General features: G+C 64.4%; 1 pseudogene (running past one end of the window). It reads left to right on the forward strand.

From position 1 onward, the window contains the following. A pseudogene (locus IEX85_RS20545) lies at positions 1-19473 on the forward strand (LEPR-XLL domain-containing protein); its annotated part runs 13179 nt beyond the window's last position; the annotation flags it as partial.

The following is a 19473-nucleotide window of genomic DNA, read 5'->3' on the forward strand; positions in this document are numbered from 1 at the left end:
ATGTACCGGGGCTTGAGATCGGTACCCGGGCTGCGCCCGCGCCGGCGTCCAAGGCCCTTACAGCCAAGGCGCAGAGTACTGTTCGAGCCCCTCGAACCCCGTCTGCTGTTATCGGCGGACCTGTCGTTTACTGCGCTGACCGCCAGCGACCTGACGGTGCGGTTGCAGGATGTCGATCAGGTCCAGCACGTCCAGATCGTGCTGGCCGACGATAACGCGACGGGCGGCGAGATCGTGGTACGCAGTCAGGAGCTGGCTCAGACCGACAGCGTTACGCTGACCGGGTCGCATCAGGATGACCGCTTCACCGTGGATCTCGAGGGGCTCGACGAATCTGCCGAACTGTCGATTTCCATCGTCGACGAGTCCTCCCGCGACGAAGACAGCCTGAGCGTCGTGGCGCCGAAAACCGACTGGACACTGAACGCGATGGACGCAGGCTCCGTCAACGGCATCAACTTCAGTGGCATCGAGCACCTGCAGGGCGGGGAGGGGGATGATCACTTCATCATCGTTGACGGCGCTGGACTCAGCGGCGGACTGGACGGTGGCGGGGGCTATAACAGCCTGGATCTGTCGTCCTGGACCGATCCCCTGACCTTCGAGCTGGAAAACTGGAACCTGGCCGGGGTCGGCGGCGACGGCATCAGCAGCATTCAGCGCATCATCGGCGGCCAGGGCTACGATACCCTCAAGGGCGCGTCCGACGCCGATTATACCTGGAGCATCACGTCACAGAACGCCGGCGAAGTCGCTGGCGTTTCCTTTTCCGGTTTCGAGATTCTCGAAGGTGGTGCCGACAACCAGGATACCTTCGTGTTCGGCCAGAACGGCGGGCTCGACGGTTATGTCGAGGGCGGCGACGGCGGCTTCGACAGCGTGGTGCTGAGCGGCGACTACGACAGCGTCGGCTATGTCGCCACCGGCAGTGACTCCGGCATCATCACGCTGGATGGCCTCGACCTGGTGTTCGATGGCATGGAGCCGATCAATTTCAGTGGCAATATCGGCACCTATACATTTTCCGGCGCCGACGGTAGTGATGCATCGCTTCTGGATACGATCACCCTGACCGGCGGTACGGGTATCACGATTGACAGCACCTTCAATACCGGCCCCGCCGAGACGGTCAATCTGACAAGTGCTCAGACGCTCGTTATCGATGGCGGTGCCGGCCCCGATGCGGTGACCCTGAGCGGTGCGCTCGACTTCGGGGGTGGTTCCCTCGAAATCTATGCCGAGAGCATAACCGTCGACGCGGGTGCTGTGCTCTCCAACGTGGACGACGTCACCTTCAGCGCTTCGGACAGCAGCATTGTCAGCGGTTCGACCAGCGATACCGACGTGACGCTGACCGCCGCTATCTCGGTGCTGGGGGAAATCGATGCCAGCGGCGATGTGGTGATCGAGGCCGCGGTCAGCAACAGCCTCGATATCGACAGCTCCAATACCCTGAGCGGCCTGACGGTCGACGCGACCACCTCGGCCACGGTCTCGGTCGGCGCTGCCGCCAGCATCACCGCGGCGAGTCTCAAGCTCAGCGCCCGCACCGACACCGATATCGCGCTCGATCATACCGACGGTGTCTTCAACTCCATCGTTGTCGGCGACGATGCGACCTTTTCCCAGACCACCACAGTCAGCGTTGCCGGGGGCGCAACCCTGAACGTGGGCACCGGCACAGTGGCGAACGACAGTGACGGCGCCAGTGTGGTGATCGAGGCGGTGGACACCACCGATATCCAGGCCACCATCGTCGCCAACGCGGTAACTGATTTTTTCAACATCGGCTACCTCAACACCACCATGGATATCAGCCGCGATACCCGGGTCAGTCTTGGTGACGACAGCGGCAGCACCCTGACGCTGGAAGGGCTGTCAGGCGGCGATACGGGTCTGGTCAAGGTGCGGGCGCTGAGCCAGGACGGCAGTAACGGCGGTGTGTTCGGCAGTGCCAGTTCGCTGCTGTTCGACAGCAGCAATATCACCGCGGCGGACGATGTGTCTGCCACGATCAGCGATGCGGATCTGGATCTCGAAGAGCTGCAACTGACCGCCGAGAGCGCCTCGAGCTACGTCGCCGAGGGCAAGATCACCGAAAACGACATCAGCGGCTCGACGCAGGCCTATATCAGCGACAGCGCCATCAATGCCGCGCCGCCGTCGGATACCGACGCCGGGGTGCTGATCAGCGCTACCGACAACTCCGTGATCCGCGCGGTCGGGGCTCCGGCACCGACCTTCGATTTTACCCAGGAACTGGTCACCGAGCTGGCGACTTCCCCCACATGGCTGGACAACCTGCAGATCGGTGCATCCTCGTCGATCAACAATATCGACAGGAACACCCGCGCCTACGGTAACAGCGGCAGCAGCTTCGACGTCACCGATGGCGATCTGCGAATCTTGGCACTGAGCCAGATGGAGGTCGAAAGCGAGGCGGTGACCACCGCCATCACCGATGGCTCGTCTATTCTCCCGGATGACTTCTTCCAGGTATTCACCGCCGCGATTGGCGGCACCTTCGCCTATAACGAGATCCTCGGTGTCACCGAAGCCTACCTCGACGACTGCAGCGTTACGGTGGACGAGAACGACGGCGATCTGGTCGTCGAGGCGTGCAACAGCACGACCGTCGACGCCTTCGCCGAGGCCACCAGCATTGCCACCGGTGGCACCAGCGTAACCTTCGCCGCCGCGGTCGCCTTCAACGCCATCGGCTGGGATATCGACAACGCGGGCACCGCAACCCTGGATGCGCTGATCGGTCTTGATACCGTGCTCAGCGGTATCACCGAGCAGGCGGCACTGACCCATGCGTACATCGACGGCACCGATGTCGATGCCGGCGACAGCGTCAGTGTCAGCGCCGAATCGGCGCAGCAGCTCAATGCCACCGTCACCAACGTATCCAAGTCCACCGGCGAGGGGCTCGGTTTTGGGGGGCCGCTGCTGAGCGCCAACGGCCTTGGCGTGGGCGGCATCGTCGCCAGCAACCGCGTCAGCAGCGAGGCCAGTGCCTGGCTGCAGGATCTCAACAACGACAATAACAACGATCAGGACGCCCTGAGCGCCGGCGGCGAGGTCAGCGTCCGCGCCACGGACAGCACCGGCATCTTCTCCAACAGCAAGATCGTGACCTCCCAGGTCACCACCAATACCGGCGGCGTAAGCGCGCTGAACGACGCCATTTCGCTGATTCCGGGTCTCGGGTTGGCTGACTATTCGCTGGCGCTGATGAATCCGACCGCCGGCCCCTGGAACCTGGATTTCGGCGACCTGGTATCGCTGCCGTTCGATTTCGACAGCAGCCTGGGCGAGCCCGGCCGCACCTACCGATACCTGGGCACCGACGGCTACTCCACCGACCTGTTCAACGAGGACTACAACAACCTCGATATCTGGCAGGAGATCCTGGCCACCGAGATCCAGAACGACGGGCTCAACCTGTCGAGCTCGAATTCGGTCGCGGTCGGCGGCATGGTGGTGCGCAACCAGGTCAAGGCCGGGGCCGAGGCCTATATCGACAATTCCGAGGTCACGGCCGGCAGCCTGATCGTCGAGGCACAGGAGGAGGCCATCCTGCGTGCGATCGCCGATGCGACGGCGGAATCGTCCGGCGGCAGCTCCTTCGGTACCGGACAGTCGATCGCGGGGCAGGCCGTGATCGCGGTCAACGTGGTGCTGAGCACGGCCGATGCCCATATCAGCAACAGCGATATCACCACCGACAGCGGCGATGTCCAGGTCAACGCCCGCAACAGCGCGTCCCTCGGCGCCGAGAACAACAGCGTGATGGACTCGGGCGCGCACGCGGTCAACCTGCTGCTGGCGTTCAACACCATGGGCTACGACGCCCAGAACCTGCTGTTCGACACCTTCGACGCCCTCGCCGGGCTCGCACCCACCGAGTACGACTACGACATCACCGACAGCGATTTCAGCGATCCGGACACCTTGACCGAGAACGACCGGGTCAAGGTGGCCAGCAACGAAATCTACCGTTATGTCGGGGCGGACCTCGATGTCGAAAACGGCGACGACATCGATCTTAAGGACGAGACCTATATCCCGTCGACCGACTGGGTGCTGGTGACCCCGGCGTTCGGCAACGAGAACCCGATCGAGGTCAAGGCCTATATCGAGGACTCGACCATCGACGCCGCCGGCGACCTCTCGGTCACCGCCTGGCAGCAGGCCCAGCTCGAGGCGGTCGCCAGCAACAGCGCTTCGGCCGCCGCATCGGCGCTGTTCGGCGCCTCGTCGATGTCGGTGGCCGGCGTGCTGGCGAGCAACAAGGTCAGCAGCACGGCCAAGGCGTACGTCAAGTACACCGGCAATACCCAGGGAGAGGTCGATGTCGACGGTGCCGTGACGGTATCGGCGCGGGACGAGGCGGGGATCGACGCCAGAACCAACATGTCGGCGGCGTCGAGCAAGCAGAACGATCTCGGCCTTGGCATGGTCAACGACTTCGTCAACACCATCACCGGCCACTACGACTTCACCACCAATTCCGGTGTGCAGGATCTCCTGTTCGGCACCCAGGTGCGGCTGGACGATGTCGACTACAACACCGCCGACTCCACCGACACCATCACCGCGGGCGACTGGGTCGAGTTGTCGTCCGATGTCGGCAACGGCACCGAAGGGCAGGTGTACGAGTACATCGGCAGCAGCGATATCACCGGATCCGGTCCGCTGGGCAAGGTCGATTTCACCGACGACACCCTGATCGACTTCAGCGACATCACCGAATGGCGCGAGGTCAAGGGCACGCCGGGCAGCGTTTACCGCTATATGGGCACGACCAGCAGCGGTAGCGCGACCGATCTTGGCGTCGAGGACTTCAGCGATTACGAGTACTGGAAGGAGCTGAGCGAGACCAACCTGGTGCCGGCCGATGTCTCGACCTCGCTGCTCAAGAGCCTCGGTCTCGATACCGGCAAGGCCAAGAGCTTCTACGGCGTGCTGGCGCGCACCGACCTCGACAGCACCGTCGAGGCCTATATCGAGAACGCCAGCGTGCGGGATCCGGACACGACGACCGGCGGGCCCGAGAGCTTGACGGTCGAGGCGATCGAGGCCGCCACCCTGGTCGCCAGCGACAACAGCGTCGTTGCCGGCAAAACGTCGAACTTCGGCGGCGTGCTGGTCAACAACCAGCTGCGCGGCAGCGCCGAGGCCTATATCGTCGACAGCGATATCCGCACCCGGGATGGCAGTGGCGACTTCGATCACGACCTGACCGATGCCGGCTTCAGCGATCCATCGACCCTTGACCCCGGCGACCGGGTACGGGCCCTGGATGGCGAGATCTACAGCTATGCCGGCACCGCGCTCGATACCGCCAACAACGATACCATCGCGCTGCTGGACGAGGACTACAGCGACGCAGGCCGCTGGACCCTGCTGCCCGGCGGTGATGTACAGGTGGTGGCGGAAAACACCGCGGTGCTCGACTCGACTTCGCTGACCGGCAGCACCGGCGGCGCCGATGTGGTGGGCATAGTCGCGTCGTTCAACAGTCTGGGCTGGGAAGCCTCCAACCTGCTGTTCCAGGCGCTCGACACCATCCTCGGCCAGGACCTGCTGACCGGTGAGCAGCCGATCTTTACCTACGCCTATCTCCGGGATTCGACCGTCGAGGCCGACGGCGATCTTCGGGTGCTGGCCGATAACAGCGCGACGCTGAACGCCACCACCGGCAACGAGCAGAACGCCACCCCGACCAACTCCTTCCTGATCAACAAGGCCTACGGCAACGCCAAGGCCAACGCCGCCGGCGGGTTGCTGGCGTCGAACAAGGTCAGCACCGAGGCAAAGGCGTGGATCGATTACAGCACCGCCTACCTCGGCAACAGCGGCGCAACCGACATCGTGGCCGGCGGCGAGCTCGAGGTTGCGGCGAGCGACGAGGCCTGGATCGAGTCCGACACCTCGGTCATCGTCGAGGCGGTCAACACCAATACCCTGTCGGCGCTCTACGATATTGCCGAGGCGCTCGGCGCTTACGACTACGACTACACCACGGCGTCGGGCACGATCAACGTATTGCTCAGCGATTTGACCGACAACCTGCGGGTACGCCTCGGCGAGAACTACGCCAACGGCGGCGACGGCGGCGCAGTCTACGAGTACGTCGGCCTGCTCGACCTGAACCTGGATCTGGCGAACGAGAACTTCGATCGTACGGTTGGGGGCTTGAGGGTCTGGGAAAAGGTCACCCTCGGCAAGGACGACACCAACTTCTTCGACACCGCGGGCAACCTCAGCGCCTCGCCGGCGCGGGCCTTCGCCGGGCTGATCGTGCTCAACGACGTACGCGCCGAGGTCGACGCCCATATCGCCGATGCCGACGTCACCGCCGGTTCCGTGCAGGTCAGGGCGGCGGAGAACGCCTCGCTGATCGCAAGCAGCGCGAGCAACGTCACGGCGTCCGGTGGCAGCATCGCCAAGTCCTTCGGCGAGGGCTCGGTCACCTCCTTCGCCTTCCTGGTATCCACAAACCTGGTGCTGAGCCACGCCGACGCCTATATCGAGGACAGCACCGTCACCACGACCAATGCCGTGACCAGCGGCGACGTTGTCGTCGAGGCGTACAACACCAGCGGTATCGACGCCACCGTCGAGACCTCGGTTGACTCGGGCGAAACGGCGGTCGGCGTCACCCTGGCGTTCAACACCGTCGGCTGGAAGGCGCAGAACGTGCTGTTCAACGCCCTCGACGCCATCGCCGGCGATTCGCTGTTCGCCGACGAGACTGCCACGGAAATCTACGACGAGAACAACATCGACCGGGCGCGCGCCAACGCCTGGATCGACGGCACCACCGTCGACGCCGCAGGCAGCATCGCGGTGCTGGCCGACAACGCCGTGCGCCTCAACGCCACCGTCAGCAACGCCGCCGACTCCGCCGCCTCGGCGTTCTTCGACGCCTCCGGCAAGGCCGTCGGCTTCCTGATCTCGATGAACAAGGTGGCCAGCAGTGCCGACGCCTGGATCGACAACCAGGGCGCCGGCAATGTCACGAGCCCCATCGGCAGCGAGGATGTGCGTGCCGCCGGGGCTCTGAGCGTGCTCGCCTCCGACAACGCCGAGTTCTACGCCAACGTGAAGATGGTGTCGTCGTCGGTCACCACCAATACCGGCGGCGCCAGCGTGATCACCGGGCTGATCGACGATGCCATCGACGCCGATTTCAGCACCGACGAGACCCACGTCAACGTCGACCACGGCGAGCGCGTGCGCCTGTCGGCGGACTACGGCAACGGCGGCAACGCCGGCAGCGTCTACGAATTCATGGGTTCGGATGCCGACGGTCGCGGCATCGACCTGAGCCTGCAGGACTACAGCGACGCCGGTTACTGGAAGGAGGTGCTCGAGACCCAGTTGTTCCCGGAAGGGGTCAACCTGGATAATTCCGACTCCAACGCCGTCGGCGGGCTGGTGGTCTACAACGATCTGCGCACCGGCACCGAGGCGCAGATCCTCAACGCCGACGTGCTGGCGGAATCGGTCGAAGTCGAGGCGCTGGAAAACGCCATCATCAGCGCCGTCGCCGAGAGCGAGGTGACCTCGTCCGGCGGCAGCTCCTTCACGGGGCAGGGCGACTCGCTTGCCATCAATGGCACCATCGCCACCAACGCGCTGCTGACCGATGCCAGGGCGCATATCGACGACAGCCGCATCGAGACCACCAGCGGCGATGTCCGGGTGCACGCCGAGAACAGCTCCCGCATCCAGGCCAAGACCCTGTCCGCCACCTCGACCGGTGGCCAGGGCGTCGGCGTGACGCTGGCGTTCAACAGCATCGGCTGGAAAACCCAGAACATCCTGTTCAACGCCATCGATACGCTGATCGGCGGCGAGCCCGACTTTTCTGATCTGTTCGACAACAACCTGCCGGCGCTGGTCGAGGCTTACGTCATCGACTCGACCCTGGTCGCCGGGCGCGCCATCGAGGTGACGGCGCTCTCAAAGGCGCAGCTCGATGCGATCCTGACCAACGACACCGAATCGGCGGCCTCGTCGTTCGGCATGACCGACCCGACCACCGGCGAGAAGGGCGCTTCCGGCTGGGCCGTCGGCGCGGTGCTGACCAGCAACATGGTCAACAGCGCCGCGCGCGCCTATATCGACTCGACCGGCGCCAACCGCACCATCACCGCCAAAGGCGGCGGCGTCAGCGTCTGGGCGCAGGACGGTGCCGGTATCACCGCCGATACCAGCCTCAGCGCAGTGTCCTCGACGGTCAATGACGGCGGCCTGACGCTGCTGACCAACTTCGCCGACACCATCCTCAGCGAGTACCAGTTCACCGACCGCTCCGGCGTGCAGGATATCTATCTTGGCAGTCAGGTTCGGATCGATGACGTCGACTACAGCATCGCCGGCTCGCCGACGATGATCGTTGCCAAAGGCGACCGCATCGAGATCGATGCCACCGTGACCGACGGCTCGGCCTCGAGCGGCGAGGTCTACGAATATATCGGCGACAACCCGCTCGAGACCAACAACGCCTCGGGCATCGACCTGGCGGCACAGGACTACGACGACGACACCCTGTGGCGGCAGATCACCGCCACGGCCGGCGGCATCTACCAGTTCGTCGGCCTGTTCGATATCGATCCCGACTCCGACAATTTCGACCCGGCGGCGCTGGATTTCGACCTGCCGGCGGATACCGACGTGGACCTCAATACCGAGGACTTCACCGACACCAACCGCTGGCGTGAAATTCTCGAAACCACCGACGTGCGAAACATCATCCCGGGGGTCAGCTTCAATCTCACCGACTCCGATTCGGCGGCGTTCGGCGGCATGGTGGTGCGCAACGACGTGCGCAGCGAGGTGTTGGCCTCGATCGAAAAGGCCAATTTGTCCGCCGACGGCGATGTTCAGGTGCAGGCGCTGGAGACCGCCACCATCATCGCCAATGACAGCAGCGCGGTCAGCTCCAGCGGCGGCAGCACCTTCGGCGGCGGCTCCTCGCTCGCGGTCGGCGGCGTTATCGCCACCAACCTGGTGCTGAGCAGCGCCGACGCCTTTATCGGCGACAGCAGCGTCAATACCGAAGGCTTCAACGATCGCAGCTTCGATCACGACCTGACCGATCAGGCCTTCACCGATCCCGCGACGCTGGATCCGGGCGACCTTGTGATGACCGACGCCAACAGTATCTACCGCTACGTCGGGCCGGCGCTGGACGCCAACAACGACACCATCGAGCTGGCCAACGAGGATTACAGCGACGACACACGCTGGGTCGAGGTCGCGAGCTTCGAATATGACCTGACGGACAATCCCTTCACCAACCCGGCGACGCTCGAGGCCGGGGATCGGGTCAGAACGAGCGGCGGCAACATCTATCGCTACCTGGGTGAAACGCTCGACAGCGCCGGCGGCGATACCATCGATCTTGCCGCGGAAACCTACAGCAACGCCGAGCGTTGGGCGCAGGTGACCGGTGCGGTGAGCGTGCAGGCCGAGAACAGCTCCACCATCACCGCGACGATCGACAGCAAGATCGACTCCAACGGCACCTCGATCGGCATCGTGCTGGCGTTCAACACCATCGGCATCAAGCCGCAGAACTTCCTCTTCAGCACCATCGACGCCATCGCCGGCGTCGATATCGCCGACGAGCAGCCGGCCGCGACGCTCGCCCATATCGACGACTCGGTGATCAGGGCGGCCGGTGCCATCGACCTCGCGGCGACGTCGGATGCCGATATCGATGCGGTCATCGGCAATGCCGCCAACTCGATCACCGCGACCATCGGCGATGGCGACGAGGCCACCGGCACCATCTCGGTCGCGGGCGTGGTGGCGATGAACAAGATCTCCACCCGGGTAGAGGCGTATATCGACAACAGCAATGCTGCCAGTTCGATCGTGCGCGCCCGGGATGGCGATATCAGCCTCGTTGCGACCGATGCGTCGACTATCTTCGCCGATGTCGCCGCCAGCAGCCTGGCGGTCTCGGTGGATCTTGGCAACAACAAGACCCGCTCGATCCCGGTCGGCATCAGCCTGTCGCAGAACGAGATCCGCAACGCCATGGCGGCCTATATCAGGAACGCCGGTACCACGAGCAACCCGGTCGAGGCGCTGAACGGCAACCTGGTCATCAGTGCGGTCGAGATGGCGGGCATCGACTCGAGCTCCACGGCGTCGGCGGTCGGCGTCGCGGCCAGTCTTAACAACGACGCCCTGGCGTTCAGCGCCGGCGGCGCCAGCGCGCTGAACGTGATTCTCGGCACCTCGGATGCCTATCTCGACGGCGCCATCGTCGAGGCAAGCGGTACGGCTGAGATCGGCGCCAGCAACGTTTCGAGCATCGACTCTAAGGTCGGTGCCATCGCCGTATCGGTGGCGCTCTCCGGTGGCGGCAGCGCCACCGCCGCGGCCATCGGTATCTCCTTTGCCGCCAACCTGATCGGCTGGAGTGACCTCGGCACCGAAGAGCGCCTGAGCGTGCAGGCCTACGCGTCGGACTCGGAGATCACCGCGGACGGCGGTCTCGGCATCAGCGCGCTTGCCAACGCCGCCATCGACGCGACCGTCGAAGCCACCTCGGTGGCCGTCGCGGCCTCGACCGAGAACGCGGGCGGCCTGACCGCCGGCGGGCTGGTCACCATCAACAAGGTCTCGACCGACGTCAAGGCCTATATCGACGGCGACGGCAGCCAAGCCTCGATCAACACCACCGGCGGTGATGTCGAACTCACCGCGATCGATACCAGCGTCATCAGCGCCGATGCCCAGGCGGTTGCGGTAACCGCGAGCCTCAGCGGCAAGACCGCAGGCGCCATTTCGGTCGGTGTCTCGGTGGCCGACAACCGGGTGGACAACGACGTGGCGGCCTACATCAAGGAAGCCGACGTCCTCACCGCCGGCGGCGACGTCATTCTGCTGGCGACCGACGAGGATCCCGTCAGCGGTGATACCACCGAGATCCATGCGCAGTCCGTTGCCGTTGCGGTGTCGGCCGCTGCCGGCAAGTCGGGGTTTGCCTTCAGCGGCGGCGCGGCGGTTGCGACCAACAGCATACTCAGCACCACCAGCGCCTATATCCAGGACAGCGCACTCGGCAACTCGGCGGGTACCAACAAGGTCGGCCTGGTCGACATCGACGCCAGCAGCACCGCCGATATCGAGGCGACCGTGCTGGCGGTGTCCGGCAGCATCAGCTTCGGCGGCACCACCGGTGTGGCCGTGGGGCTCGGCATTGCGGTCGCACGCAACTTTATCGGCTCGTCGGTGGATGACAGCGCCACCGGCGATTACGACACCGCCACAGGACTGGCCCAGGGCGAGGCGCTGGAGAACGGTCAAAGCGTGCGGGTCAGCGACGGCGCGCTCGCGGGCGGCGTGTTCGAGTATCTCGGCGATGACCTGACGCAGCCGACGCAGGATGCCGACTCGTCGAATACCAGCTTCAACCTCGACAAGGGCGACTACGTCTTCATCACCGACGACTACGACGGCGACGACGTCAATATCGGTGCCATCTACAAGTATCTCGGCAGCGATCGCGACAATGTCGATCTCAGCGCCGAGGACTACAGCGACACCGACGACTGGGAATTGGTCAGCATCGATCTTGCCAGTCTCGACTATGCCAACCCGCTGTTGTGGAAACAGACCAATATCGATTTGTCGGCCTCGAGGATCGAGGCCTATATCGACGACAGCAGCATCAACGCCAGTGGCGCCATCACCCTCGATGCGGTCGCCAGCCAGACCATCGATGCACTGGTGGTGGCCGGTTCCATGGCGATATCCGGCGGTGGCAAGACCGGCGTGGGCGTCAGCGGCGCCGGCGTCTTCACGGAAAACCGAATCGGCGCTTACGTTGAGGCCTATATCGACGGTGACGGCAGCTTCGGCATCACCGGCGCTAGCCTCAGCCTGCAGGCGCTGGATACCTCGACCGTCACGGCCGACGCCGCGGCGGCCTCGCTCGCCGCCGGGCTCGGCGGCAACGTCGGCGTCAGCGTTTCGATAGGCCTGTCGCTGGCGATCAACGAAATCGGCAACCAGGTCTCGGCCTACATCACCAATGCCGACGACGGTGTCATCACCACGGGCGGCGGCATCACCATCAAGGCCTCCGAAACCGCGGTCATCAATGCACTGTCGGCCGCCGCATCGTTGGCGGCCGGCGTCGGCGGCAGCGCCGGGGTGGCGGTGAGCGGGGCTGGTGCCTGGGCCAGCAACAGCATCCAGACCGACGTCAACGCCTATATCCTTAACAGCGAGGTCGAGAGTCACACCTTCGTCGATATCGATGCGGTCAACGGCGCCACCATCAACGCCATCATCGTCGCGGCCAGCCTGGCGGCGGCCGGCGGCGGCACCGCGGGCGTCGGCGCCTCGATCGGCGTCTCGATCGCGGACAACGCGATCGGCGAGCTCGATGATGCCAGCCAGGTCCGCGCCTATATCGAGAATTCGACCGTCAATGCCAAGGGCGGCGCCCTGACGCTGACCGCCGACAGCGACCAGGCGATCAAGGCGCTGGTGGTGGCCGCCTCGGCCGCCATCGCCGGGGGCGGCACCGCAGGTATAGGACTCAGCGGCGCCGGCGTCAGTGCGGTCAACAGCATCAACCTTGACGCCGAAGCCTTTATTGATGATGACGACAACGACAGCGATGCCGCCAGGACCGGTATTCTCGCCGACAGCATCAGCCTCGAGGCCGACAACGCCTCGCTGATCCTGGCCGACGCCGTCGCCGCCTCGCTTGCCGTCTCCTTTGCCGGTACGGCCGCTGTTTCGCTGTCGATCGGGGTTTCGCTGGCGCGTAACGAAATCCGCGGCAATGTCGCCGCCTATATCAAGGATGCGGCGAGCGTACGGGCGCGCAGCGGCGATATCGAGGTGCGCGCGAACGTCGAGGAGGCGCCCTCCGGCGTCACCAGCGATTACAGCGATACCGGCACCGTGGCGCTGAGAAAAGGCGATACCGTCTCCAGCGGCGGCACGGTGTATCGTTTCCTAGGCGAAGGCGAGAAGGTGCGCGCCACCTACCAGTCCTCGGCCGGCGAGGTCTACCTGCAGAACGGCGATACGGTCGAGGTCGTCGAGGACGACAACAACGGCGGTACCGTCGGCGCCATCTACCGCTATACCGGGCCCGATATCGATGCGCCGGTGGATGCGGATGACGACGATAATGCGCTCGACCTCACGGATGTGAATTACGCCACCGATAACGACTGGGAGCTGGTCGAGGAGTTCGACGTCTACGACTCCTCCGCCGGTGAGGTCGATATCGAGGACGGCGATATCGTCGAGGTCGTACGCGGTTACACCCGCATTTTCAGCAGCGACGAAACCGGCGTCGACCTGGACGCCGGCGAAACCTACTACGTGCGGATCTCGGACGACTTCGATCTCGATACTTACGATGCCGTCGGTGGCATGACCTACCGCTTTATCGGCAACAGCAATCTGACCGGTGTCGACCTCGGCACCATCGACTACGCCAGCAGCGGCAACTGGGAAGAGGGCGGACCGAGCGTGGACGAGTTCGGCGTCGGCGGCACCTTCTACGAATACCTTGGCAGCGATACCGACGACTTCGACCTCAGTATCCAGGACTACAGGGACACCAGCCTCTGGCGGCAAATCACCCGCACGCTTTCGAGCGAAGACTACAGCGACGAGACCTACTGGGCCGAGGTGTCGTCGATTACCGCGCTGGCGGTGGCCGCTTCGGTGGGCGGCGCGGTGGCCGGCACCGCCGGTATCGCCCTCAGCGGCGCCGGTGCCGACGCCTACAACCTGATCCTGTCGGACGTCAACGCCTTCATCGAGGCAAGCTCGGTCGAGGCGACGCTGGGTAACGTCATCCTCGATGCGGCCAATACCGCCAGCATCGACGCGGTGATCGTCTCGGCCTCGGCAGCACTGGGCGTTGGCGGTGTGGCCGGGGTCGGTGCCTCGATCGGTGTGGCGCTGGCGCGCAACTACATCGGCTGGGATACGGATCCGTCGCCGATTGCCGATATCGACTTCGCCACCGATGATCTGTTCCTGCCGGCCAGCTTCTCCGACAGCGACCCGCTGACCAGCGGCGACCGGGTGCGCATCGATTCCGGCGCCCGCGCCGGCGACGTCTACGAGTACATCGGCGACACCATCGATCCCGACTACCGCTCGAACCAGACGGTGACGCTGACGGCCTACGACGAGGATGCCAGCGACCATCAGATCGTGCTGATCACCAGCAGCTACGACTATGACAGCAACGACGACGATGACGACCCCAACGCCAAGATCGGCGGCCTCTACAAGTATGTCGGCGATGGCGCCAGCAACGTCAACCTGAGTCAACAGGACTTCCTTGACGACGACAACTGGGAGTATGTGGGCTCCAGCTACCTGGCCGAGCAGGATTACGGCGACGACGGCCTCTGGCGCCAGATCAACCTGATCGAGTCTCCGGCACAGGTCCGTGCCTATGTGCTCGACTCGAGCATCCTGGCCGGCGGTTCACTGATCATCGACGCCGATGCGTCCCAGACCATCAACGCCTTTATCTTTGCCGGTTCCGCTGCGGTGAGTGGCGGCGGCGTGGCCGGCGTCGGCGTCAGCGGTGCCGGTGTCGGCGCCAGCAACCGCATCGCGACCCGGATCGAGGCCTTTATCGACGGCGACGGCGCCACCGGTATCGAGGCCTACGGCATTGGCCTGCACGCCGAGGACAGTTCGACGATAGAGGCGTTCGCGGGCGCCGCGTCGCTGGCGGCGGCGTTCGGCGGCGTAGCCGCGGTGTCGGTGTCGATCGGCGCCGCGGTTGCCGACAACATCATCACCAACCAGGTGTCGGCCTACATCGACAATGCCGATACCGGGGTCACCGCCACCACCGGCGAGATACGGGTGGTGGCCGACGAAAGCGCCAGCATCGACGCGACCGCGGTCGCCGCGTCGCTCTCCGTGGCCATCGGCTTCGTCGGCGTGGCCCTGAGCGGCGCCGGTTCCGATGTCGACAACATCATTGCCAACGCCGTCACGGCCTACATCGAAGACAGCCTGGCGGAAACCGCCAGCCCCTTCGATCACCTGTCCGACCAGCAGATCGATGTGCTGACCCAGGGCGACCGGGTATTGCTGGTCGAGGGCGCCAGCGGCGACCTCAACAGCGCCACCGCCGGCGAGATCTACGAGTACATCGGCAGCACCACGGGGTCTGCGACCTCGCCGGTCGGTCTGCGCGGTCAGGACTACCTCGATGACACCCTGTGGCGCCGGGTGCTGGTGCTGTCCAGCCAGACCTCGGTGGATCTCGCCACCGGCGACCGGGTACAGCTGGTCGAAGGCGCGACGGGAGGCGAGGCCGGTGATATCTACCGCTTCGTCGGCAACGACTCCACGGGCGTCAACCTCAGCACTCAGAATTACGGCAACGCCAATCGCTGGGTGCTGGACAGCCCCGATATCATCGTCGAGGCCAACAACGACTCGGAGATCACCTCGCTGGTCGGCGCCATCGCCGCGGCCGCCGCCGGCGGCGCCGTGGCGGTGGCGGGCGCCGTGGGGCTGACGCTGTCCAGCAACCAGATCGGCGACTACTCGGTCTGGTCCTTCACCCTCGACCTGTCGGACTTGTCCTTCGACTTCGCACTCAATACCTTCGAGAACAAGGCGGTCGCCTATATCGATAATTCCGACGTCACCTCTGCGGGCGACGTCCGGGTCCTGGCCGACTCGAGTGAAACCATGGAGGCCGACGCCTTCGCCGGTTCCGTGGCGCTGGCGATCGGTATCGGCGGTGCCGTGGCCGGGGCCGGTGTCACCCTGGAGAACAGTTTCAGCACCGACACCTGGGCCTATATCGACAACTCCGATGTCACCACCTTCGGCGACATCGAGGTCAGCGCGGTGTCCGACAGCGAGCTGACGAGCGCCTCGGCCACCGGTGCGTCGGTATCCGTGAGCCTGGTGAGCCTGGCGATTGCGACCTCCGAGGTCACCACCAGCATCACCAATCAGGTGCAGGCCTATATCGGGGGCAGCAGAGGAGATGTGCTGGTGGCCGGTGGCGATATCGACGTCGAAGCCTGCGCCGACGCCGACATTCTCGACGTCCAGGCCACGACCGCGGCGGTGTCGGCGGGCCTGGTGGCCGTCAGTGGTGGCGGCCTGGAGCTCGTCAGCACCATCAACAACGATATCGACGCTCATATCAGCGGCGCGGTGCAGCTGCTGGCGCTCGGCGACGTGACCGTCGAAGCCTGCGAAACCGCCTATATCGAGGGTGACGCGGCCAACGTTACCCTGGCGCTGGGCCTGGGGATAGCCGTCGGCCTGTCCAATCTCTCGCACGCCATCATCAGCGATATCGCCGCCTATATCGATGACGATGTCGGCAACGGCTCCCTGATCGAAGCGGCGAATCTCTCGGTGCTGGCCAGCGCCACCTCCGAGATTCCGGTGACCGCCTCGGCGGGCGTTGCCGCCTCCCTGATCACGACCCTGGGCAACAACGCCTACGCCACCATCGGCACCCGGGTCGATGCCCATATCGAGAATACCGAGGTCGTGCTCAGCGGCAGCCTGCTGGTCGACGCCAGCTCCACCCTCAGCGCGACCACCTTTGCCGCGGGCGGCGCCCTGGGCGCGGTGGCGTCCGGTGCCATGATCGGCCTGGTCTATATCGGTCGCGACCTGCTCGAGCAGAGCAGCGTCTACGAGGTAACGGCGGCCATCGGCGACGATTCCAGCGTGACCGCGGGCGCTGCCACCCTCAACGCCTTCGGCAACAGCACACTGCGGGCCGAGACCATCGCCGCCACCGGCGGTCTCGTCGCCCTTGCCGGCGCGGACTCCGCGGTCATCAGCGACAATGCCTCGCTGGCGTCGATCGGCGAGGGGGTGGTGATCGAGGTCGGAACGCTGTCGGTGAACGCGGTAAACAGTCATGATTTCGACTCCCAGGCCGACGCCGTGACCTTTGGCCTGATCGCCGGTACCGGCGCGGCGGCGATCAACATGGTCGACAGCGCCGCCGACGTCGATATTGGTCTGGGCAGCGGTGCAGCGACGACCCTGACAGCGGACAGCATCTTCATCAAGGCGGTCAATACCTTCCAGAAGAGCGCTTACGGGCAGAACGGTTACAACCTCGATTCGGGCTCGGCCGGCGGCGTCAATATCACGGTGCTGGAGAGCGGTACCGATATCTACGCCGACGCCATCATCGATATCGGGGCCGGCACCAGCATCACGGCCATCGGCAGCAACAGCGCGCCCGGCACCATCGAGATCGAAACCGTCATTTCCGGCACCGCCTACGACGCCGTGCGGGTCGAAAGCGTGTCCGGCTTCGGCATCTCCGCCGGCCTGTCGCGGATCGACTTCGACGGCGACAGCGAAATCAACATCGACGGCGCCACGCTGGAGAACCGCTCCGGCGACGTCACCCTGGCCGCGACCATCAACTCCGAGCTGCGCCCGAGCGCCAACCTGTTCGCTTCCGGCGCCATCACCGGCGCCGGTGCCGATGTCGAAGCCGACAACCGCGCCGACAATACCATCGACATCGACGACAGCTTCATCAAGGGCAGCACGGTCAATATCCAGGCCGGTCGCAACACCACCGGTGTCAGCAACCTGCTGGAATCGACCTCCAACGCCGAAATCACCACCGCCTCGCTGGTGGGCATCTCGGTGCCCGTCGTCACCGCCGAGGTCGACGAGAACAATACCATCGATCTGAATACCGGCACCCATATCCAGGCGCTCAAGGACGTCAACCTGCTGACCCATACCGGCCTTGGGTCCGAGCGGGCCCGCACCGACGGGCTGGTGCTGAACATCTCGCTGATTCCGTACGGCATGGAGGTGCCGGACGGCGCCAGCGACAGCTCGGACAACCGGGTCAATATCGACAGCAGCGTCATTATCGAGGCGGGCCTCAACAATATCAGCGTGCTGCGGATACTGCCGGTATCGATCGGCGGGGTTGAAGGCACCGACCTTCTGAACGGCGACCTGACCGACCGGCTCGACGGCAGCGAGTCTTCGCGCATGCTTACCGATGCCGAACTGGCGCTGATCGAGCTGGAAATCGAGGATGCCGACGGCAATATGAGCACCAAGACGCTGCCGGCCGGGCTCAAGTACGAATACGAGTACCTGAGTGTCGATACCGTGGCCTTCTCGATCTCGCAGGGCACCATTATCCGCGCGGTCACCGGCTACTTCGCCGACGGCACCGCCGGCCACTACTACAAGTACCGGCCGAACACCAGTGATGGCAGCGACTCGATCATCCTGGAGCAGCAGGATTTCACCCTGGGCAGCATCTGGGAGGATCTCGGCACCAGCGTCCCGGCCGACGACGCCGATCGCACCGTCTACGACAGCGATACCACCGCCAACTTCGCCATGGCGCTCGACGGCAAGTTCTACGTCATCAAGCCGGTCGAGCTCGAAGTGCCGACGCTGTCCTACGTCAATGTCGGCAATCTGCTGATCGAACAGCGCGAGCAGCTGCTCGACTGGATCGTCAGCCACGCCGGCGACGAAGAGGCGCTGGCCCGCTACCAGGTGCAGCTCGATGACCTGGATCAGACGCTCGAGGATCTCGGGCTGACGCAGTACTACACCCAGGTCAGCACGGGCGACAAGGTGCACGATGTCGCCACCGGAATTCGCTACGACTATCTCGGGCCAAACGACGGCATAATCCTCACCGAGGTAAACTTCGCGACTGACAGCGATTGGGAAGTCTCAACGGATCAGACCGGCGGCATCGCCAGCGACAACACCAACGGCCAGCTGGTGATCAGCCAGGAACTGGATTCGCTGTTCCTCAATATCCCCGATATCTACGCCTCGCCCGGCTCGATCTTTATCGAGCGCGATAGCCTTGATCCGACCACCGAAGCCGATGCGCTGGGGGACTATGAGGATCTGGTGGACAGTTGGAACCTGATCGCCCGTTCCGGCGCCCAGATCGATATCGTCAACGATACGCCGTTCACCTCGGTGATCAACGACGCCATCATCCTGGACAACAAGAAGGTCGAGGTCATCGACGGTGTCTACACGGTATTCGAGCCGGGCAACGTCTGGTTCAACTCGCAGCAGGCCTCCACCAACGCCGCGGATACGGACCCGCCCTATATCAAGATCACCCAGGACTCGCTGTCGGCCAGCCAGTACGACCTGCCGTCGGAGCCGGCCAACCTGGCCAGCATTCTCGATGGCCTGTCCCAGGACATGTATATCGTCGGTGACGTCATCAACGAGAACGGTGGCCTTAAGATCGAGAACATCGAGGGCAGCATCATCGTTTCCGGCGAGTTGCGGGCCGAGTTCATCGATATCGTCGCCGGACAGGATTTCAGCCTCAATACCGAGGGCTGGTACCACACCAACAAGGACCCGCGCCAGTACATCGACCTGGACGCCCAGCGTGCGCTGGCCATTACCAACACCCTCGTCGAGTAC

This window comes from Marinobacterium nitratireducens, assembly GCF_014645375.1.
Taxonomy (GTDB): domain Bacteria; phylum Pseudomonadota; class Gammaproteobacteria; order Pseudomonadales; family Balneatricaceae; genus Marinobacterium_A; species Marinobacterium_A nitratireducens.